This window comes from Catenulispora acidiphila DSM 44928 (assembly GCF_000024025.1).
In the GTDB taxonomy this organism is placed as follows: Bacteria; Actinomycetota; Actinomycetes; order Streptomycetales; family Catenulisporaceae; genus Catenulispora; species Catenulispora acidiphila.
In genome coordinates, this window is record NC_013131.1 from 4,196,140 (window position 1) to 4,216,990 (window position 20,851).

Annotated in this window: 13 protein-coding genes; 12 read left to right on the forward strand and 1 reads right to left on the reverse strand. The window is 72.1% G+C overall.

Annotated features, from left to right (window positions below; all coding sequences use genetic code 11):
* Positions 1-27 precede the first annotated feature (27 nt).
* The 10 genes from CACI_RS18520 to CACI_RS18565 all read left to right on the forward strand — a co-directional run bounded on the left by CACI_RS18520 (position 28) and on the right by CACI_RS18565 (position 18,081).
* Positions 28-846, forward strand: coding sequence for an urea amidolyase associated protein UAAP1 (locus CACI_RS18520; RefSeq protein WP_049872038.1), 819 nt, complete (start codon positions 28-30; stop codon positions 844-846).
* Positions 843-1,559, forward strand: coding sequence for an urea amidolyase associated protein UAAP2 (locus CACI_RS18525; RefSeq protein ID WP_015792358.1), 717 nt, complete (start codon positions 843-845; stop codon positions 1,557-1,559). The genes CACI_RS18520 and CACI_RS18525 overlap by 4 nt, the downstream gene beginning before the upstream one ends.
* Entirely contained in the window at positions 1,556-5,218 is a 3,663-nt protein-coding gene (gene uca / locus CACI_RS18530) for an urea carboxylase (protein ID WP_015792359.1), read from the forward strand. Before CACI_RS18525 ends, uca begins: the two co-directional genes overlap by 4 nt.
* Positions 5,215-6,933, forward strand: coding sequence for an allophanate hydrolase (locus CACI_RS18535; RefSeq protein WP_015792360.1), 1,719 nt, complete (start codon positions 5,215-5,217; stop codon positions 6,931-6,933). Before uca ends, CACI_RS18535 begins: the two co-directional genes overlap by 4 nt.
* Positions 6,933-7,643 carry a helix-turn-helix domain-containing protein gene (locus tag CACI_RS18540; protein ID WP_041541970.1) on the forward strand — a complete coding sequence of 237 codons (711 nt, stop codon included), beginning with the start codon at positions 6,933-6,935 and terminating at the stop codon, positions 7,641-7,643. The genes CACI_RS18535 and CACI_RS18540 overlap by 1 nt, the downstream gene beginning before the upstream one ends.
* Positions 7,644-7,724: 81 nt before the next feature.
* Positions 7,725-10,763: a type 2 lanthipeptide synthetase LanM family protein gene (locus CACI_RS18545; RefSeq protein ID WP_015792362.1), complete on the forward strand. Its 3,039-nt coding sequence runs from the start codon at positions 7,725-7,727 to the stop codon at positions 10,761-10,763.
* Between the two features lie 64 nt (positions 10,764-10,827).
* On the forward strand, positions 10,828-11,028 hold the full coding sequence (locus CACI_RS18550) for a hypothetical protein (RefSeq protein ID WP_015792363.1): 201 nt from the start codon (positions 10,828-10,830) through the stop codon (positions 11,026-11,028).
* Between the two features lie 23 nt (positions 11,029-11,051).
* On the forward strand, positions 11,052-14,075 hold the full coding sequence (locus CACI_RS18555; protein ID WP_015792364.1) for a helix-turn-helix transcriptional regulator: 3,024 nt from the start codon (positions 11,052-11,054) through the stop codon (positions 14,073-14,075).
* Positions 14,076-14,685: 610 nt separating this feature from the next.
* The gene (locus CACI_RS18560; protein WP_015792365.1) at positions 14,686-15,933 is read left to right on the forward strand and encodes a hypothetical protein; all 1,248 of its coding nucleotides are present in this window, start codon (positions 14,686-14,688) and stop codon (positions 15,931-15,933) included.
* Between the two features lie 24 nt (positions 15,934-15,957).
* Positions 15,958-18,081 (forward strand): tetratricopeptide repeat protein, encoded by a 2,124-nt coding sequence (locus tag CACI_RS18565; protein WP_015792366.1) that lies wholly within the window; start codon positions 15,958-15,960, stop codon positions 18,079-18,081.
* Positions 18,082-18,466: 385 nt separating this feature from the next.
* On the opposite strand, the gene CACI_RS18570 is transcribed toward CACI_RS18565, so the two are convergent.
* Positions 18,467-19,099: a TetR/AcrR family transcriptional regulator gene (locus tag CACI_RS18570; RefSeq protein WP_015792367.1), complete on the reverse strand. Its 633-nt coding sequence runs from the start codon at positions 19,097-19,099 to the stop codon at positions 18,467-18,469.
* A gap of 85 nt (positions 19,100-19,184) precedes the next feature.
* Here CACI_RS18570 and CACI_RS18575 point away from each other — a divergent pair, with 85 nt between their 5' ends.
* On the forward strand, positions 19,185-20,177 hold the full coding sequence (locus CACI_RS18575) for a zinc-binding dehydrogenase (protein ID WP_041541975.1): 993 nt from the start codon (positions 19,185-19,187) through the stop codon (positions 20,175-20,177).
* Between the two features lie 32 nt (positions 20,178-20,209).
* Positions 20,210-20,848, forward strand: coding sequence for an NADPH-dependent F420 reductase (locus tag CACI_RS18580; RefSeq protein ID WP_015792369.1), 639 nt, complete (start codon positions 20,210-20,212; stop codon positions 20,846-20,848).
* The last annotated feature ends 3 nt before the right edge of the window (positions 20,849-20,851 follow it).

A 20,851-nucleotide genomic window follows, 5' to 3' on the forward strand; every position in this document is an offset into this window, starting at 1 on the left:
GTGGCGACGATCGCCGAACACCAGCAGATGGACACCGTCTTCGCAGCCCGGCAGGATGCCCGCGCCCAAGACGGCGGGATCGCCGAGGCGATGCCCTACCTCCCCGCCGCCAGCTCGCCCTTCGTGCCCGACGGCGTTCCGGCCGAGGCGTTGACGTGGGCTGAGGCGGTCGCGCCCGGCGGCTACACCCACCGTGTGGTGGCTCGCGGCACGCGGATCCGCCTGGACGATCCCACCGGCGAGGCCTGCGCCCACCTGTTCCTGCTGCGCGCGGACGCACCCCATGAGCGGCTCAACGTCGCCGACACGGTGAAGATCCCCTGGCAGGCGTACCTCGGAGCCGGCCATCCCCTGCTCTCCGGGGACGGCCGGGTCCTGGCGACCATCGCGGTGGACACCTCGACGCGCCACGACGCCTTCTGCGGGACCTCCTCAGACGCCTGGAACACCGCCAAGTACGGTGACGCGCGGGCCGAGAGCCCGACGCCGTCGGGACAGAGCCTGCTCACGCTCGCGGCGGCGAAGCACGGCCTGACCTGGCGCGACCTGGGCCCTGGCATCTCGCTCTTCCAGGGCGTCCAGGTCGAAGCCGACGGTGCCGTGAGCTGGCGGGGCTCCGCCGGCGCCGGCGCCGCCGTCGAACTCGTCGCCGAGCTGCCGCTGATCGTGCTGATCGCCGACGTCCCCCATCCCCTGGATCCGCGCGCGCAGTACGTCGTCGGACCGCTGCGTGTCCACGCCTGGCGGTCCACTCCCACCGGACCCGGCGATCCGGCGTTCACTTCGAGCCCGGAACGGACTCGCGCATATCTGAACACCATCGACGATGTGGAGGCCCGCGGATGATGACGACCGACTCAGTGCTCGATTGGTCCAGCCCTTTGGCCGACGGCGAGATCGTCCGCGACGACCGCGTCGCCCCCCGCGCCTCCTGGTCGGCCGTGGTCCCGGCCGGCCACGTGCTGACGATCGTCGACGTGGGCGGCAACCAGTCGGCGGACTGCCTCATCTTCGATGCCGCTGACCCGGCCGAGCGCTACAGCGTTCCGGACACCATCACCTGGCAAGGGAACGTCTACGTGCGCACAGGCACAGTCCTGCGCTCCAATCTCGGCTCCCCGCTCATGACGGTCGTCGGCAACGAGATCGACCGGCAGGACACCATCGGCGGAGCCTGCTCGAAGGAGTCGAACACCCTGCGCTACGGCCACCACACCGCGTTCCACCACGCCTGCCGCGAGAACTTCCTGCTGGAAGGCGCCAAGCACGGTCTCGGCGCGCGCGACCTGGTCTCCAACCTGAACTGGTTCATGAACGTCCCGGTCGAGGCCGACGGCTCGCTGGGGATCGTCGACGGCATGAGCGCCCCGGGCAAGCGGGTCGCGCTGCGGGCCGAGCGCGAGGTGTTGGTCGTGGTCTCGAACTGTCCTCAGATGAACAATCCTTGCAACGCCTTCGACTGCACCCCGCTGCGGATGATCGTCACGGCGCCGTCCGCGCGGACCGTGGAAGCCGCGCAGACCGCGGAAGCCGTGGAAGCTGTGGAGGCGACCGCGTGAGCGCCCGCTTCGACAGTGTCCTGATAGCCAACCGCGGCGAGATCGCCCGGCGGGTCATCCGCAGCGCCCGGGCCCTGGGCCTGCGCACCGTCGCGGTGTACTCCGACGCCGACCGCGCCGCACCGCACGTCAGGGAGGCCGACGAGGCAGTACGGCTCGGCCCGGCGCCCGCGCGGGAGAGCTACCTGCGGGCCGACGCCGTCGTGGAGGCGGCGCTCAGGTTCGGCGCGGCCGTCCACCCCGGTTACGGGTTCCTGTCCGAGAACGCCGGGTTCGCCCGCGCCGTCGAGGCCGCCGGCCTGGTCTTCGTGGGACCGACCCCCGACCAGATCGAGGCGTTCGGTGCCAAGCACACCGCGCGCGCTCTGGCCGCCGAGGCGGGGGTGCCGATGCTCGCCGGGACCGGCTTGCTCACCGGCGAGCAGGAGGCGGTCGCCGAGGCGCTCCGGATCGGCCTGCCGGTGATGCTGAAGGCGACCGGCGGCGGCGGCGGGATCGGGATGGCCGCGTGCACGAGCACCGAGGAGGTCCGGCAGGAGTTCGCGCGGGTCGCGCGGCTGGCCGAGTCGAACTTCGGCGCGGGCGGTGTTTTCCTGGAACGGCTGGTCCATCCGGCGCGGCACGTCGAGGTACAGCTGTTCGGCGACGGCGCCGGCCGGGTCGCGGTCTTCGGGGACCGCGACTGCTCGCTGCAGCGGCGCAATCAGAAGGTCATCGAGGAGGCTCCGGCTCCGAACCTGCCCGATCACGTGCGCAAGCTGCTGCACGAGTCCGCGCGCACGCTCGCCGAGCAGGTTCGCTACCGGTCGGCGGGCACGGTGGAGTTCGTCTACGACCCGGTGCGCGAACAGGCGTCGTTCCTGGAGGTCAACACCCGGCTCCAGGTCGAGCACCCGGTGACCGAGGAGGTCTTCGGCATCGATCTGGTCGCCCTGATGCTGCGCCTGGCCCGTGACGGCGCCGCGGGCCTGGACGAGGAGATGTTCGGCGTGCGGCAGCCGGCCGGCCACTGCGTCGAGGCCCGGGTCTACGCCGAGGATCCCGGCAAGGGCGGAGCGCCCAGCTCGGGGCTGGTCACCTCGGCCGTCTTCCCGGGGCAGGGCACCGGGCCGCTGGCCGGGATCCGGGTCGACGGCTGGGTGGAGACGGGATCGGAAGTCTCGCCGTACTACGACCCGATGCTCGCCAAGGTGATCGCCGCCGGGCCCAGCCGGGACGACGCGCTGGACGTGCTGCGGGAGGGTCTGGACGCCAGCGGGGTCGACGGCGTGGTCACGAACCTGGGGTTGCTCAGGGCCCTGACAGACGACCCGGCGCTGCGCGCGGCGACCCACTCGACCTCGACACTGCAGTCCCTCACCGATCCCGAACCGCGGATCGACGTGGTCGTCCCGGGCTTGCAGACCACTGTCCAGGACCTGCCGGGCCGCACCGGGCTGTGGTCGGTCGGCGTGCCGCCGAGCGGGCCGTTCGACGCCGTCTCGCACCAGGAGGCGAACCTCGCCGTCGGCAACCCGGCCGGCGCCCCGGCGCTGGAGGCCACCGCCGCCGGTCCCACGCTGCGGTTCTCGGCGGACACCGTCGTCGCCGTGACCGGGGCGCCGGTTCAGGTCACCGTGGACGGCGAGCCGGTGCCGATGTGGGAGCCGGTCCAGATCGCCCCCGGCTCGACGCTCGCCGTCGGCACGGTGACCGGTCCCGGGCTGCGGGTCTACGTGGCCGTGCGGGGCGGGATCGACGTCCCGCGCTATCTGGGCAGCGCCTCGACCTTCACCCTGGGCGGATTCGGCGGCCACGGCGGCCGGGCGCTGCTGGCCGGCGACGTGCTCCGGCCCGGATCGCCGGATTCCGCCGGGCGCCACCGGGCCTTCCCGGCCGGCGAGCACCTCACGCGCGTCGGCCCGCCGACCCCGCGGCACCGCCGGCCTGCCATGACCGGTACCTGGGAGATCGCCGTCACCGAGGGACCGCACGCCGCGCCGGAGTTCTTCACCCGCGCGGACATCGACACGCTGTATCAGAGCACGTATACGGTCCACCACAACTCGGCGCGCACCGGAGTGCGGCTGATCGGTCCGCGCCCGCAGTGGGCCCGCGGCGACGGCGGCGAGGCGGGTCTGCACCCCTCGAACATCCACGACACCCCGTACGCGGTCGGAGCCCTGGACTTCACCGGCGACACGCCGATCATTCTCGGCCCGGACGGCCCGAGCCTGGGCGGCTTCGTGTGTCCGGCGGTGGTGGCCAGTGGCGATCTGTGGAAGCTCGGACAGCTCCGACCCGGCGACGGCGTCCGGTTCGTCCCCGTCCGGGAGAGCGACGCCGCCGCGCTGATCGACGATCGCGCCTCGACCGTCGTCCTGCTGCGCGGCGGCGACGGCGACGACGGCGTCCTGGGCCGGATCGAAGCCGCCGACGGCCGCCCGGGCGTGACCTACCGCCGCGACGGGAATGACAACGTGCTGGTCGAGTACGGTCCCATGACGCTCGACATCGGGCTGCGGATGCGGGTCCACGCGCTGCGGCAGCGCCTGGCCGAGCACGGGCCGAGGACCGGGATCCTCGATGTCACACCGGGCATCAGGTCCCTGCAGGTCCACACCGACGCCGGTGTGTTGGGCGCCTCGCAGACGGCGGCGCTGCTGCGCGAGTTGGAGGAGACGATCCCGCCGACGCACGAGCTGGTCGTGCCGTCCCGGACGGTGCGACTGCCGCTGTCCTGGGACGATCCGGCGACCCGGCTGGCGATCGAGCGGTACATGGCCGGCGTCCGGGACGACGCGCCGTGGACGCCGTGGAACATCGAGTTCATCCGGCGTATCAATGGTCTGTCGGACGTCGAAGACGTGCGGCGCATCGTCTATGACGCCTCCTACCTGGTCCTGGGACTCGGTGACGTCTACCTCGGCGCACCGGTCGCCACCCCGCTGGACCCCAGGCACCGCCTGGTGACGACGAAGTACAACCCGGCGCGCACCTGGACGGCCGAGAACTCCGTCGGCATCGGGGGCGCGTACATGTGCATCTACGGCATGGAGGGCCCCGGCGGTTACCAATTCGTCGGACGCACCGTCCAGGTGTGGAACCGCTTCCGGCGCGGCGGGCTGTTCCGGGAGCACCCCTGGGCGCTGCGGTTCTTCGACCAGATCCAGTGGTACCCGGTCTCCGCCGAGGAGTTGCTGGAGCTGCGGGCCGAGACCGACGCCGGGCGGGGAGACTTCGAGACCGTCGAGGGCGAGTTCTCGATCGCCGACTACGAGCGGTTCTTGACACGCGAGGCGAGCTCGATCGCCGAGTTCCGCGCGACACAGGCCCGCGCGTTCGACGAGGAGAAGGAGCGGTGGCGCGCGTCCGGGGAGTTCGACCGGCAGGGCGGCGAGCCGGAGATCGCCGGCGCGGGCGTCGGAATGTCCGATACCCCGGCGGTGCCGGAGGGCGCGACCGTGGTGTCGGCGCCGTTCCTGTCGACGGTGTGGCAGGTGCTGGTGGAACCGGGCGCGACGGTCGCCACGGGGGAGAAGGTCTTGGCCGTGGAGGCGATGAAGATGGAGTCGGCGGTGCTCGCTCCGTGCTCGGGGCTGGTGCTCGGGGTCTATGCCAAGCCGGGCGACCAAGTGTCGGCCGGGCAGACGCTGCTGATGATCGCCGGCGCCCGGTGAGCGCCGTGGAGCGGGTCCGGTCGGCGTACGAGACGCTGCGCCGGGTGGACCGGCCGGAGGTGTGGATCAGCCTGCGTGCCGAGGCGGACGTCCTTTCCGAGGCCGCGGCGATCGACGCGCGCGTGGCGGCCGGCGCACGCCTGCCGCTGGCCGGGCTCGCCGCCGCGGTCAAGGACAACATCGACGTCGCCGGGCTCGCCACGACAGCCGGCACGGCGGCCTTCGCCTACAGTCCGGAGGCTGACGCCGTCGCGGTGGCCAGACTCCGGGCCGCCGGAGCGGTCGTCCTGGGCAAGACGAACCTCGACCAGTTCGCGACCGGGCTCGTGGGAACCAGGAGCCCGTTCGGCGCCGTGCGCAACGCCTGGGACCCGGCGCGGATCTCGGGGGGATCGAGCTCGGGGTCCGCGGTGGCGGTCGCGCTGGGCGTCGTCGACATCGCGCTCGGGACGGACACCGCCGGCTCCGGCCGGGTGCCGGCGGCGCTGAACGGCGTCGTGGGCGTGAAGCCCACGCGGGCCCTGGTGCCGACGACCGGTGTCGTGCCTGCCTGCCGGTCGCTGGACTGCGTCACCGTCTTCGCCCGCGATCTGGCGCTGGCCCGGCTCGCCGCGGGGATCATGGCGCAGGACGACGATCGGGACCGGGCCGTACTTCCGGCGGTGCCGAAGGTGGCGATCCCGGCTCCCGAGCACCTCGCCGGACTGGCCGAGGGCTGGGCCGAGGCTTTCGCGGCCGCCGTCGGACGTGTGCGGGACACCGGCGCGGAGATCGTCGAGGTGGATATCACGCCTCTGTTGGAAGCGGCGAACCTGTTGTACGGCGGCGCGTTCGTCGCCGAGCGTTACGCCGCGGTCGGCGGCTTCATCCAGGACAACCGCGCGCTGATCGGCGGCGACCTTGATCCGACCGTCGCCTCGATCATCCTGGCCGGAGCGTCGTGGAGTGCCGCCGAGCTGTTCGGCGACCGGGAACGCCTGGAAGCGCTGGCCGCAGCGGGTCTGGCGGCGCTCGCCGGCTGCGACGCCCTGCTGACGCCCACGACGACGGCGCATCCGACGCTCGCGGAGGTCGCCGCCGAACCGGTCGCGGTCAACGCCCGGCTGGGCCGGTTCACCAACTTCGCGAATCTGCTGGACCTGGCAGCTTTGGCCGTCCCGGCCGGCGAGGTCCACGGCCTGCCCTTCGGCGTGATGTTCACCGGCCGGGCCTTCAGCGACCGGGCGCTGGCCGAGCTTGCCGGGCGTCTGCTCTCCCCGCGCGTGGAGTTGGCGGTGTTCGGCGCGCACCTTCGCGGCCAGCCCCTCAACGCGCAGTTGGTCGCGGCGGGCGGGACGTTCGTCGCGGACATCCGGACCGCTGCGGAGTATCGGTTTTACGCGTTGGCCACCGATCCGCCGAAGCCGGGGCTGGTCCGGGTCGCCGGGGTGGCGCCGGGGGTTGCGCCAGCGGTGGTGCCGGAGGGCGCTTCCATCAGCGGCGAGCTCTGGTCGTTGCCCGCGGCGGGCTTCGCGACATTCGTCGCCTCGTTGCCGCAGCCGATGACGATCGGCAGAGTGTCCCTGAGCGACGGCGGCACGGCGCCCGGATTCCTGTGCGAGCCCTCGGCCGTCGTCGGCGCCGCGGACATCACCGCCTCCGGGGGCTGGCGCGCGCACCTGCGCGATAAGACGGCGGCGGAGCGGATGCCGGTCCAGGAGGCGCACGCGGGATGATGGACATCGTGAGTAAGACCATTGCGAACAGCCGTCCCGGCCGCCCGCGCGCCGTCCCGGACCTCGCGCCGGAACTGGCTCCCCGGGAGCAGATCCTGCTGGCCGCCGCGGCTCTGTTCGTGGAACAGGGCTTCGCCGGCACGTCGACGCGCGCGATCGCCGAAGCCGTGGGCATCCGCCAGGCGTCGCTGTACTACCACTTCGCGGGCAAGGACGACATCCTCGCCGAGTTGCTGGACCGCTCGGTCCGCCCCAGCACCGACATCGCCGGCCGCTTGGAGCGCGCGGCCGGCGCCGACCCCTCGGCCGCCGCCGCAGCCCTGTACGCCCTGGCCGAAGCCGACGTCAGGCTGCTGACCGAAACCCCCCACAACATCGGCAGCCTCTACCTCATGCCCGAGGTCCGCGACCCCCGCTTCGACAGCTTCCGCACCGCCCGCGACGAACTCCAAGCCACCTACGGCCGCCTCGCCCTGCTCGCCCAAGCCGCCGCCAACCGCCCCGACCAAGAGCCCCCGCTCTCGCCGACAACCCTGGGCGCCCTGCTCATCCAGGTGGTGGAGGTCGTCATACCGCTGCGCCGCCGCGAGGACGCGGCGCCCGAACCGGACCCGGCGGCGATCGCAGCAGCGGTGCTGCGCCTGGTCGGTCTGGACCACGAGGAGATCCGCGCGGCGCGCCGCGGCGCAGGGGAGTTCGCCGGTACGTGAGGGCGGCGATGTGGTGAGCCTGGAATTGAGGGCCGTCCACCGAGCCGTGACGTCCTCGGCAGCCGTGCCTACTATGACGCTGTGTCCGTGGCAGAAACCTGGCGATATCCACAGAACCCTGCTCACTTGGAGTGGGCGGCGTTTGCCGCGCGGGTTCTGGCGGGCGCCGCCGGGGACGGCGCTGAGCCGGGCGACGATCGGGCCGGGGTCAGGGGTCTGATTCCGGTGGTCGAGCCGTTCGCGCGGGCGGCGGCGGAGGTGGCGCGCTGGGAGATTGGGCGGGAGGTCGGCCACAGCATCGAACCAGGGTCCGGCGGTGGATCGGAGCTGGACGTCGACGCGGTGGCGGCTGGGTTCCGGGAGGCGCTGGCCGTGCGGCTGGCGCGGTTGGCGGCGCGCACGCTGGTGCTGGAGTTGAACACGGCGCGGGTGTCCGGGCGGCTGGGCGCTGCTGATGCCGAGCGGCGGTTCGCCGAGTTCGTCCGGGCGGCGTCGGGGCGTGCCGGGCTGGCCATGCTTCAGCGGCGGTATCCGGTGCTGATACGGCTGCTGGCTCAGACCTGTCTGGGGCGGGCGGCGGCGCTGGCGGAGCTGGTGCGGCGGTTCCGGGCTGATCGGCCGGAGCTGGTCAGGGTGTTGTTGCACGGTGTCGATCCGGGTCCGCTGCTGGCCGTGGACGGCTTCGCCGGCGACGGGCACCGAGGCGGACGGGCTGTGGCCGTGCTGCGGTTCGCCGACGCGGCGCTGGTGTACAAGCCGCGGCCGGTGGGGGTGCACCGGGTGTTCAACGAGGTGGCACAGTGGTGCAACTCGCGGCTGGCGCCGTGGGATCTGCGCACGCTCGGCGTGGTGGAGCGGGCCGGCTACGGCTGGACCGAGTTTGTCGCGCCGGAGGGTACCGACCCGGACGGCCTGGACCGCTTCTACCACCGGCACGGCGTGCTGCTGGCACTGCTGTACGTGCTCGACGGCACTGACATCCACTTCGAGAACGTCATCGCGCATCGGGATCACCCTGTGCTGGTGGACGTGGAGACGTTGTTCCATCCGCGGTTCGGCCGCAGCCCGGATCCGGCCGCGGCGGCGCTCGCCGAGTCGGTGTACCGCACGATGCTGCTGCCGCGCATGGTGGTCGGCGACGATTCCGTGCTCGACATCTCGGGGCTGGGCGGGGAGCGCGCCGGCCGGTGGCCGCTGGCGGCGCCGGACTGGGCCGGCGCCGGGACCGACCGGATGCGGCTGGTGCGGCGGCCGCCGGGGTTCGCGGGAGCGGCGAACCGGCCGAGTTTGGCCGGGACGAAGGCGGACGCGACGAAGACTGAGGCGGAGCCGGGCCGGTACGCCGAGGCGGTGGTTGAGGGGTTCGGCGCGGCCTATGACCTGATCCAGGGTTCGCAGAGCGCGTGGATCGGGCCGGGCGGACTGCTAGGCCGGTTCGCAGAGCACGAAGTCAGGGTACTGATTCGGGACACGGCGGCGTACGCTGTGCTGCTGGACGAATCCACCCACCCGGACCTGATGCGCGAGGAGGAACGGTACCACCGGACGTTCCGCGAGCTGCGGGAGCAACTGGGGCTGACCGTTGCCCTCGGTGAGCCGGCTGACGACGATCTAGCTGACGACGAGCTGGCCGAGCTGCTGGCCGGCGACATCCCGGTGTTCACGGCCCGGCCGGGGAGCGCAGACCTGTGGAGCGGGCCGGGTCGGCGGCGGCCTGACGCCCTCGCCGAGACCGGGCTGGCCGCGGCGGAGCGCCGGGTGCGAGCCCTGAGCCGGGCCGACCGGGACCGGCAGGAGTGGATCATCCGGTCCGCGCTGGCCGCCCGCTCGCCTGACCCGCCGCACCGGTTCCGGGCCGGGCCGCCCGCCGCCCCGCCGTCCGCGGCCGGACCCAAGCACCTGCTCACAGCCGCGCGAGACATCGGAGACCGGCTCCTCGCGCAGGCCTGCCGGGCTGCCGCTGATGAACGTGCCGCGTCCGAGGAGCGGATCAACTGGCTCGGGCTGGAACTGCTGGCCGACCGGTTCCCGCACTTCGGCCCACTCGGCGCGAGCCTGGGCACCGGCTACTGCGGCGTGGCCCTGTTCCTGGCGCAGCTGGCGGCCGTCACCGGGGACGCCGACTACGCACGGGCCGCGCGGCAGGCGGTGCGGCCACTGCCCGGCCTGCTGGCCCGGCTGGCAGACCGGCCCGACCGGCTCGCCGCGATCGGCTCCGGAGCCTGGGCCGGGCTGGGCGGGATCAGCTACGGCCTGGCGCATATCGGTGCTCTGATATCAGAGCTCGAATTCGCCGAGGCGGCCATCCTCGCCACCGATCTCGCCGCCCGCGCGGCAGCGGACGAAACCGAGCACGGCGTCCACGGCGGCACAGCCGGCGGCCTCGCCGCGCTACTTGCCGTGCATCAGACCACTGGCTCGGCGCAGGCATGGGACGCGGCAACGGCTTGTGCCGACCGGCTCGTCACCAGCCAGGTCATGGCGGACCAAGCTGGCGCTGGAGCTGACCACATCGCACCCGACCACCCCGACCCCGCCGCAGCCGCCTCCGCACACGCCACCCGGCACCAACCCCACCACCATCCCGAACCCTCGGACCCGACCCCGCCGACAGGCTTCAGCCACGGCCCGGCCGGCATCGGCTGGGCCCTGACCCGCTTCGCGGACGCGGGCGGCGGGAGCCGCTACGCCGAGGCGGGCCTGACCGCGCTGCGCCGCGCAGTGGCTCAGCACACCGATGCGCCCGGCACCGACCCATCCTGGTGCCGCGGCCTGGCCGGGGTGGCGCTGGCGGTCGCCGACTGTCCGCGCGCGCAGACCGATCCGGACCTGTCCGGGTTCCTCGCCGCGGCGGTCCACCGGGTCCGGGAGCTGCCCGCTCCGGCCGACCCCGGTCTGTGCCATGGCGGGTCCGGCGTCCTGGAACTGCTTGCGGCCATGGGCGAGTCCGTGGACGGATACGCTGGTCGGCTGCTCGCCGCCGCCGAGGCGTCCGACGGCGCGCCGGCCGCCAGTCCCGGACTGCTGTCCGGGCTGTCCGGGCTCGGGCACGGCCTGCTGCGCGCTGGTTTCGGAAAACTGGTGGCTCCGGTCTTGCTTCTTCGGCTTCCTGGTGGATGAATCACTAACGGAACGTGTATCAGAGGTCTGAATCATGTAGGACCACGCAGGCGAGGAGCACGGTATGGAAGTCTGGGACCACGAGAACCTGCTGGGCGGAGACGATCCGATCGGCGACATCCGGCTCGGCGAGGTGTCCGCGGTGTGGCTGCGGGCCAGCTTGCTCGCCGGTGACGCGGACGGGCTCGCGCCCTCGAGTCTGTTGGACTCCGGCACGGCCACCATCTCCCCCCTCACCTTGGCCATCGGTCCTTCCGGCGGCTGACCGGCTCGCGGTCCGTCGCCGTCATGCGGTCGTACTGCCCTGTCCTGATCGGCCGTGCCGAGGAACTGCGGGTGCTCACGAGCGCGCTGTCCGCGGTGCGGGAGGGCACCGGCGGCTCGGTGTTCCTGCTCGGCGAGCCGGGCATCGGCAAGTCGCGGCTCGCCGAGGAGTGCGTCGACGCGGCGCGCGCCGCCGGCCTGCGGATCCTGCGCGGTCACTGCGGGCCGCTGGGGGCGGCCACGCCGTTCCGGCCGCTGGTGGAGGCGGTGTCCTCGCAGCTGCGCACCGGCCACGTGCCGCGCAGCCCTGGCCTGCACCCGTACCGGGCCACGCTGGGCCGGCTGTTTCCAGAGCTGCGGGTGCCGGGCACTCCCGCGCCGGCCGACCTGGTCGAAGTCTGCGAGGCGCTGCTGCGGTTGCTGGCCGCGTTCGGCGAGGAGAGCGAGGGCTCAGAGACCGGCGATGCGGGCGCCGGGACCAGCAAAGCCGACGGCGCGCTGCTGGTCCTGGAGGATCTGCACGACGCCGACCGGGAGACCCTGGCCGTCGTGGAGTACCTGGTCAACCACCTCCACGGCGTCAGGGTCCTGCTGGTCGCCACCCTGCGCTCCGAGCCCGGGGCGGCCGCCGACCTGGTGGGCCGGGTCACCCGCCGCCGAGCCGGGACCGTGCTCGAACTCGATCCGCTGGGGTCCGCCGAAGTCGCCGACATCGCGGCGCGCTGCCTGGCCGCGGCCGGGCCCGGCGGCGTCCCCGCCGCGGTGGCCGAGTACGTCGAACGCTACGGCGCGGGCAACCCGTACCTGGTCGAGGAGCTACTGAGCGACTTGCTCGACGCCGGTCTGCTGCGGGCTACCTCGCAGGGCTGGCGGACGGCGGGCAAGCCCCAGGTCACCGTGCCCCGGAGCATCGTCGAGGCACACGCGCGGCGGCTGGACCGGCTCGACTCCGGCTCCCGGGACCTGCTGCGGACCGCGGCGCTGCTGGGCCACCGGTTCAGCCTGCCGGCCCTGCAGACCGTTACCGGCCTGGCCGATCCGGACCTGTTCGGGCGGGTGCACGTCGCGATCGACGCCGGGTTCGTGCTGCCGGACTCCGCGGCTCCGGACTGGTACTCCTTCCGGCACGCGCTGACCGCCGAGGCGGTCCGGGCCACCCTGCTGCCCGGCGAGCAGGCGGCACTGGCCCGGCGGGCGGTGGGCGCGCTGGAGGCGGCCGACCCGGCGCTCCCCGACGAGCGCTGCCACCTGGCCGCGGCCCTGAGCCGGATCGCCGGCAACCCGCGCGCCGCCGCCCGGTACTACGCCGAGGCCGGCCGCCGGGCCCTGGCCGACGGCGCCACCGAGACCGCCGTGGCGCTGCTGGAGCACGCCCACGACAACGTGCCGCCGGCCGAGCGCGCGGCCGTGGACGCCGCGCTGATCGAGGCCCTGATCGAGGCCGATCACCTCGACAGGGCCCTGACACTCATGGACACCGCGGAGTACTCGGCCGGGATCGCGACCGGCCGCCGGATCGCGTTGCACAGCCAGATCGCGTGGATCTCGGCGATGGCCGGGCGGCGGCCTGAGGCGGCGGCACAGCTGGCGACGGCTCGCAGGCTGTGGGCCGGCAGCGGGGATGCCGACGGCGAGGGCGACGGCAACGGCGACAGCGACGGCGACAGTGGCAGTGAACTGACACCGCCGCCGGAGCTGCTGCTCGCTGAGGCGTACTGCGTGTTCCTCCAAGGCGACGGCGACGCCGCCCAGCGCCGCACCGAGGCGGAACGATTCGCCCGGCTGGCCGCCGCCGAGGCCGAGCGCCGGTCCAGTCCGGTGATGGTGTGCCTGGCCTCGCAGCTGTCGGCGCTGCTGGCGCGGGAGCAGGGGTTCGACGTCGCCAACCGGATCCTGGAGCGGATCCTGGCCGTGGCCGAGGCGAACGACCTGCCGCTGTGGCGGGCTGAGGCCATGGTCTGCATCGCCGGCAACGATTTCATGAGCACCGGGTCCGGGCATCTGCTGGAGCAGGCTCGCGACATCTCGTTCCAGACCGGCAGCGTCTCTCGCGGCTTGGTGATGGAGAACGGCTTGGCGCTGCACGCCGTCCTCGCCGCCGACCACGAACGGGCCGGAGAGATCCTGGCGCGGTGCCGGGCCGGCACCATTCAGGTCCGGGGGTTGGGGGACGAGCGGTACCCGGTCCTGGTGGCGGCCATGTCAGCGGCTCACCGCGGCCTGCGCGCCGCCATGGATCGGGAACTGGCGGTGTTCGCAGAGCACGACGACCCCTCGCCGCTGGTGCCGCTGAAACTGGGGCTGTGCCGGGCGTTCTGCGCGCTGCTGGAGGAGGACCGCAGTCTGGCGCTGGCCGAATTGGACGCCTTGGACACCTGGCTGGACGCCAATCCGAGCCCGTTCTATCTGGCCGGCCGGCATGGATTACGGCCGCTGCTGATGACGCTGGAAGGACGCTGGACCCGAGACCGTTACGAGCAAGCCGCCTCCGGGCCGGGCGCGCGGCTGCGCTGGAACGCGCAGTTCCTGCATCTGGCTGACGCGGTGTTGCTGGGTCGGGAGGGGCGCGCCGAGGCTGCCGCTGCGGCGGTCGATACCGCCGTGGCCGCCGCGGCTCCGTTTCCGATGGCCAGGGCTCTTGGTCTGCGGCTGGTCGGTGAGGCTGCGGTGGCTGACGGGTGGGGCGAACCCGATCGGTGGTTGCGCACCGCCGAGGAGTACTTCCACGCACGGGACGTGCATCCGGTTGCCGGCCGGTGTCGGGCTCTGCTTCGGCAAGCGGGAGTGCGGGTGGCGCAGCGGCGCGACAGCTCGGAGCAGATTCCGGCGGTTCTGCGGGAGCGCGGCGTGACAGTACGCGAATATCAGGTCTTTGCTTTGCTGCCCGGGCGCCCGACGAACAAGGACATCGCGCGGTGGCTGGTCATCTCCCCGCGGACCGTCGAGAAGCATGTCGCCAGCCTGATCATCAAGGCTGGGCAGGCGGATCGGACCAATCTGTGCGCTTACGCGGCGGAGCTGGCACGAGGTGGCGCTCGCCAGGGCTGACTGGTCGCTGACTGGTTACCGCCCGGCCGCTGATTGGTCGCTGATTGGTCGCTGACTGAGCGCTGACTGAGCGCCGACAGCCGGCTTCCCCGTACCCGCTGGCCAATGCCGGGTCAGCGGGCTGCCGCAGTGTCACGCGCCGACTCCCACATTTCCGGACACCGACATGTTCGGCTACCCAATAGTGCGCCGACCCGGCGCAATTCATGGGGGTCGACCCCCCGCACCGCGGCGGCAATGTGGGTACGCGCTACCGATTCCGCGCGGCCGGCATCCCAGGAGACTGACGAAGGCGGCCGGGGGGCGGTCGACGGTCCGGCGCCGGACCGCAGGCCACCGACGGATCCGCTCATGTGCCGGCCGATCGTTCGGTGCATGTCATCCCAGACAACCGTGGAAGGAGGGTCGCGATGAAGACCATCGCCATCCGCAAGCCGGGCTCCGTTCGCCTGACCAGCGCCGCGCTGTGCCCGTACACCTGCGTTTGCTCGGCGGCCTAGTCAGCTGCTGAACCAGACGGTCGGCGGCTGGATCCGTTCGGTCGCCGACTGTCCTCAAGCCTTTCTCCCTTTTCTCCTCTTTCTGTCCCGCAGCCGATCCGGAGGCGATAGTGACCGAGATTCAGCTCCCCGATCAGGCCGCGGACACCCCCCGGCCGCTCGATCTGAGCCGCCCAGTCGTCCTGCACACGCTGACCTTCCTCGAGGAGGGCGAGGACGTGACGGTCGGCCGGCAGGACATCAACTCCTTCTGTGTGCTGCCCGCCGACGGCGCGGCGCTGCTGAAGGAGCTCGGTGCGGGGCGCACGCCCGAGGAGGTGGCCAGCTGGTACGCGCAGACGTACGACCAGGAAGTCAACATGCAGGACTTCCTGGAGGCCATGGAGGAGCTCGGGTTCCTCGCCGCCGATGCCGCCGAGGTGCGGCAGGTGGCGCCGGTCCGGTGGCAGCGGCTGGGACGGGCGGTGTTCTCCCCGCCGGCGATGGCCGGCTACTGCGCGCTGATCGCGGCCGCCGCCTTCGAGATGGCCCGGGACCACCGGCTGCTGCCGCAGTACCACAACCTGTTCTTCTCGCCGTACGTCATGGTCATCTCGTTGACCATCTACCTTCTGCAGGTCCCGCTGGTGGCGCTGCACGAGGGCTTCCACGCCCTGGCCGGCCGCCGGCTGGGCCTGAACACCTCGTTCGGGTTCGGCCGCCGGCTGTGGTTCATCGTGGTGGAGACCTCGATGGACGGGCTGGTGACGGTGCCGCGGCGCAAGCGCTACTGGCCGATCCTGTGCGGCATGTTCGCCGACCTGCTGTCCATCGCCGTGCTGACCCTGATCGGAGCCGCCGCGCGGCGGCCGGACGGATCCGAGCCGCTGGCCGCGGCGATCTGCCTGACCCTGGCGTTCGCCACCCTTATCAGGTTCCTGTGGCAGTTCTACTTCTACCTGCGGACCGACATGTACTTCGTGGCGGTGACGGTGCTGGGCTGCGTGGACCTGCACGAGGCGGCGCGCCGCATCAACAGCAACCGGATGTGGCGGCTGCTGCGCCGCACCGACAAGCTGGCCGACGAGGAGGAGCTGCACCCCACCGACCGCCGGGTCGGGCGCTGGTACTCCTGGCTGCTGATTCTGGGCTACGGCTTCTCGCTGGGCACCGCGCTGGCGTTCGGTCTGCCGGCCGCGCTCAAGGTGGTGCAGCTGATGTGGGACCACGTCGCGCACTCCACCGGCGCCGGCGGCGTCCTCGACACCGTGGTCTTCGTCCTGGTGAACCTGGCTCAGGGCGCGTTCCTCGGTTTCCTCTTCCTGCGCGAGCGCCGCCGGCGCCGCACCGCCGTGAAACTCCAGCACGTCATCGCCTGATCCGCCCCGTCTCGGAGGAAACCCATGAACGCGACACCACACCTCTGGCTGTGCGGCGGCCTGCGCCGCGACCGGGAGCGGCGGCTCGACGAGCAGAAGCCGGCTCCGATGCTCGGGCCGGTCCTGGACGCGCACCGCAGGCTTCGCGGCCCTTACACGGCCGCCGGCACCCTACTGCGAGCCATCGTGCCCGACGCGCTGCGCGAGCAGCCGGACCTGGTGGCCCGGCAGGACCTGGAGATCCTGGCCATGGCCCAGGAGCTGCGCGGCATCGTGCCGGCCACCCGCGAGACGCTGACCTCGCTGGCCGCCCCGGAGGAGCGCACCCGCTACTACTCCAAGCTTCGGACCACCCGGATCTCGCACGGGACCGCGGAGTTCCTGCGCGACTACGCCGCGACGCTGGGCCGTCCGGACTCCGGTCCGCAGACCCTGGTCGTGGAGAACGCCGAGCACGCCGACCCGACCGACGCCGAGTTCCTGGCGATCCTGCTGCGCCGGATCGACCCGGCGGTGCTGCGCGTGGTGGTCTGCTCCGGCGACGGGGAGTTGCCGCCCGGGCCGCTGCACGACGCGCTGGAGCAGTACGCGACGCGGGTCGATGTCGCCGCTGGCGCGCCGACGGCTGCGGGGCTGGACCTGGCTGCTGACCCGCACGAACTGGCCGCGGCGTACGTCCGTGGCGACTGCACCTCGGACGAGCCGCTGCTGCTGGCGGCGTATCAGGACATGGACCCACACGAGCGCCGCCGGCTGCACGACGACCGCGCGGCCGAGCTGGAGTCCCGCGGCGAGCCGTCGCTGGGCTACGGCGCCATCCCCTTCCACCGCGAGCACGGCGCGGACCCGGAGGGCGCGGGGGTGCAGGCGTTGCAGAAGGCGATCGACGATCTCAGCCTGCTGGGGTACTACCACGCCACCATCGAGCTGGCGATCCGGCTGCGGCAGTACGTCGGCTGGGAGGGCGGGCGGCGGCGCTACTTCGCCACCACCTCGCGGCTGTCGACGGCGTACGCGGTGCTCGAGGAGCCGGACAAGTGCGAGGAGCTGTACGACGAGGCGCGGCGCAACAGCACCGACCCCGAGGTCCACATGGGCGCGGCGTACGCGACCGCGATGCTCTACACCCGGCATTACGAGAAGAGCAAGATCGACCACGACCGCGGCCGGGCCCTGGTCAACCAGGCCATCGCCATCGCCTCACTGCTCCCGGACCCCAAGTACCGGGCCATCCACTCGGTGTTCATGAACAACGGCCTGGCGCTGGTCGAGATGCACCAGGGCAGCCCGGAAGAGGCACTGCGGCTGGTCTCCGACTGCATCGCGCAGCTGGACCGCGAGATGGAGCCGGGTGAGTACCGCCTGCACCGCTCGGTACTGCACCACAACCGCGCGAACGTCTATCGCGCCCTCGGCCGGTTCGAGGAGGCCGCCGCGGAGTTCAGCACGGTCATCGGGCTCGACCCGAACTATCCGGAGTACTACTTCGACCGCGGCAACCTCTACCGGCTGATGGACCGCGAGGACGAGGCCTACGCCGACTACGAGACCGCCATCCGCCTGTCCCCGCCGTTCCACGAGGCCTTCTACAACCGCGGCGACATCCGAGCCGCCCGCGGCGACGTCGACGGGGCGCTGGCCGACTTCGACTACGTCCTCGACATCGACCCGGAGTTCGTGGACGCCCGCGTCAACCGCGCCGCCCTGCTCCTGGAACTCGGCGAGGACGCCGCCGCCGAGCAGGACGCCCGAGCCGGCCTGGCCGTCGACCCCGACAACGCCCACCTGCACACCGCCCTCGGCCAGATCAACGCCCTGCGAGGCGACACCGAGCAGTCCTTGGCCGCCTTCAGCCGCGCCCTCGACACCGACCCCGAGCACGTCCCAGCCCTGGCCGGCCGCGCCGTCGTCCGCTTCGACGCCGCCGACCACACCGCAGCGCGCGCCGACCTCGACGAGGCCATCCGCCTCCAACCAGAGGACCCAGCCCTGCTGTTCAACCGAGCGATGGTCTTCAAGGCCCTGCACCACTGGCCCGACGCCATCGCGGACCTCCTCGCAGCGGCGCACCTGGCCCCCGGCGACGAGGACGTGGACCAGGCACTACAGGAGTGCCGCGACCTGGCGATGGCCTCGGCCTACCAGTAACACCCGAGGGCCGAGGCACACAGCCTGCCGCCATCACGACCCGGCCGCAGTTAGCCCGCACCTAGCGCGGCCGTCGGGGGGCGAGGGGACGGCCCGGAACCGCCCCGTCGGCAGCCCCGGATCGGCAACGAGCGGAACACAGAACGGTTCGACGCGAACCGCTTCCACTCACCGATCCGGGCAGCCGACGGGCGGTCCCGGGCCGATTCGCCGTGCGGTGAGGGGCGATCCCGGACCGCCGGATCTGCTGTGGCTGCCACTGCCACTGCCACTGCCACGCGAACCTTGTGCCCCGATGGCGCCGACCTATCGCCGCAGCCGCCCACGCACGGATCCAGTAGCGCTCTCCATCTGTGTTCGGTGGACGTCGTTGCCTCGGTCGATTTCAAGCGTTACTTGCTTCGGCTACCTCTGTCGCCTGGAAAGCCTGGATCGCGAACATGGCGAAGCGGCGGGAGGCCTTGGCGTTCGCGGCGGGGGAGTTCGCGTGGATGCCGTTGTGGGCCATGAGCATGAGGATGACGTCGTCGATGACGAAGTCGGGGCGCAGGCGTCCGGCGGCTTTGGCGCGTTCGGCGAGTTCTGCCATTGCTGAGATGGCGTATTCGGTTTCGGCGGCGAGATCGATTGCTCGCGGGTAGGTCGAGGTGAACCTTGCTGCGAAGCCGCGGTTCTGGGCGTGCACCTCGCAGAGGTTCTCGAAGGCGTGGCGGAAGCCGTCCCAGGGGTCCGGCTCGGCGAGGCCTTGGTCGACGATGGCGCGGCAGGCGCGCATCTGGTCGGCGAAGGCTTCGGTGGCGAGGATCTCCTTGGTCGCGAAGTGGCGGTAGAGGGTGGCGGGACCGACGTCGGCGCGGCGGGCGATCTCGCGCATCGGGACGTCCAGGCCTTCGTCGGCGAACACCTCGCGGGCGGCTTCGAGGATGCGGTCGCGGTTGTCCGAGGCGTCGGAGCGCAGCGCATGGGCGGAGTCGGGGGAGTGGGCGGAGTGTGCGGAGTGGGACAGACGGTCGGTCATGTCTCTCACTTTAGCTAAACGGACGCCCCCGTCCGTTAGCGTCGGCCGAAGTGCGGGAAACCCGCTCTGCGATGAGGAGACAATGGTGAAAGCGGTAGCGATCCAGTCTTTCGGAGATCCCGAAGGGCTGCGCGTCATCGAGGTGCCCGTCCCGGTTCCGGGCAGCGGGCAGGTGCTCGTCACGCCGACGGCGATCGGGGTGGGCGGAGTGGACGTCGTCATCAGGCGCGGCGGCCTGAAGGCTTACGGCTTCGGCGAAGGCCACATCCCCGGCAGCGAGGTGGCGGGGACCGTGACGGCGGTCGGCGAGGGCGTCGACGCCTCGTGGGTCGGCCGTCGGGTGTGGGCGTACACCGGTTTCGGCGGCGGCTACGCCGAGCAGGTGGCCGTCGGGGTCGAGGACGTCGTGCCGCTGCCCGCGGATCTGTCCGACACCGACGCGGTGACGCTGGGGAACTCCGGAGTGGTGGCTCACTTCAGCCTGGCCCACGCCCACTTCACGCCCGGTGAGTCGGTGCTGGTGCGCGGTGCCGCCGGGAGTATCGGAGTCACGGCCGTCCAGCTCGCGGCACGCGGCGGCGCCGGCGCCGTGGCGGTCACGACCGCCTCGCCCGAACGCCGCGAACGCCTCCGCGCCTTGGGCGCCAGCCACGTCCTCGACCGCCGCGGCGAGGCAGCGGCACGCGACACAGCGGCACGCGAGACAGGCAGCGACGCCCCCGCAGGCTTCGACGTCATCATCGACGTCGTAGCAGGCGCGGACCTCCCGTCATTCGTGCGCAAACTCAACCCGAACGGCCGCATGGTGATCGTGGGAGTGGTCGGCGGGCAGCCGCCGTCGGACTTCGGCACGACGATGATGGACACCTTTCAGAAGTCGCCGTCCATCGCCGCCTTCAGCGCCGCAAGCATCCCCGCATCCGAACGCCATGCCGTACGCGCCGAGCAGTTCGCCGAGGCTGCGCGCGGCGAACTGCGGACCGTCGTCCACGAGGTGTTGCCGCTGGAAAAGGCTGTGCTCGCCCACCAGAAGATGGAGGCGGGCGAGGTCTTCGGCCGCATCGTGTTGACCCCCTAGCGACAACTGCACACCAACGAAGAGAGCACCTTATGAGCACCATCAGCACTAGCAGCACCATCAGCATCATCGGCGCCGGGAACATGGCCCGCACCCTCGGCACGCTGGCCGTGGCAGGCGGCAACACCGTCGAGATCATCGGCCGCGATCAGTCCAAGGCCGCCGCCGTGGCCAAGGCCCTCGGCAGCGGTGCCACCACCGGTGAGTGGGGCGCCGTACCGGCCGGGGACATCGTCATCGTGGCCTTGTTGGCCGACGCTGTCGCTCCGACCGTCGCCCAGTACGGCGACGCCCTCGCGGGCAAGGTGATCGTCGACATCAGCAACCCCTTCAATGCCGCGGCCGACGGGCTCGCCTACCGCGGGGAGACCTCGATCGCGCAGGAAGCCGCGAAGGTCGCCCCGGCCGGCGCCAGCGTGGTGAAGGCGTTCAACACCATCTTCGGCCATGTCCTGGACAAGGGAGGACGGCCCGACGTCTTCTTCGCCGGCGACGATGCGCAGGCCAAGGCGGACGTGGAGGTGTTCATCAAGAGTCTCGGGCTGCGCCCGCTGGACGTCGGCGGCCTGCACATGGCGCACTGGTTGGAGGGAGCCGGCTTGGTCGTGATGGGCCTCGCCCGCAACGGCGTCGGGCACTGGGACCTCGGCCTCGGCGTCGCCGAATTCTAGCTG

What these genes read in the sequence shown, in the direction of transcription:
- CACI_RS18550 (WP_015792363.1), top strand. Translation starts at nt 10,828, where the DNA reads ATGGAAGTCTGGGACCACGAGAACCTGCTGGGCGGAGACGATCCGATC.
- CACI_RS18525 (WP_015792358.1), top strand. Translation starts at nt 843, where the DNA reads ATGATGACGACCGACTCAGTGCTCGATTGGTCCAGCCCTTTGGCCGAC.
- CACI_RS18565 (WP_015792366.1), top strand. Translation starts at nt 15,958, where the DNA reads ATGAACGCGACACCACACCTCTGGCTGTGCGGCGGCCTGCGCCGCGAC.
- CACI_RS18570 (WP_015792367.1), bottom strand. Translation starts at nt 19,099, where the DNA reads ATGACCGACCGTCTGTCCCACTCCGCACACTCCGCCCACTCCCCCGAC.
- CACI_RS18580 (WP_015792369.1), top strand. Translation starts at nt 20,210, where the DNA reads ATGAGCACCATCAGCACTAGCAGCACCATCAGCATCATCGGCGCCGGG.
- CACI_RS18555 (WP_015792364.1), top strand. Translation starts at nt 11,052, where the DNA reads ATGCGGTCGTACTGCCCTGTCCTGATCGGCCGTGCCGAGGAACTGCGG.
- CACI_RS18540 (WP_041541970.1), top strand. Translation starts at nt 6,933, where the DNA reads ATGGACATCGTGAGTAAGACCATTGCGAACAGCCGTCCCGGCCGCCCG.
- CACI_RS18520 (WP_049872038.1), top strand. Translation starts at nt 28, where the DNA reads ATGGACACCGTCTTCGCAGCCCGGCAGGATGCCCGCGCCCAAGACGGC.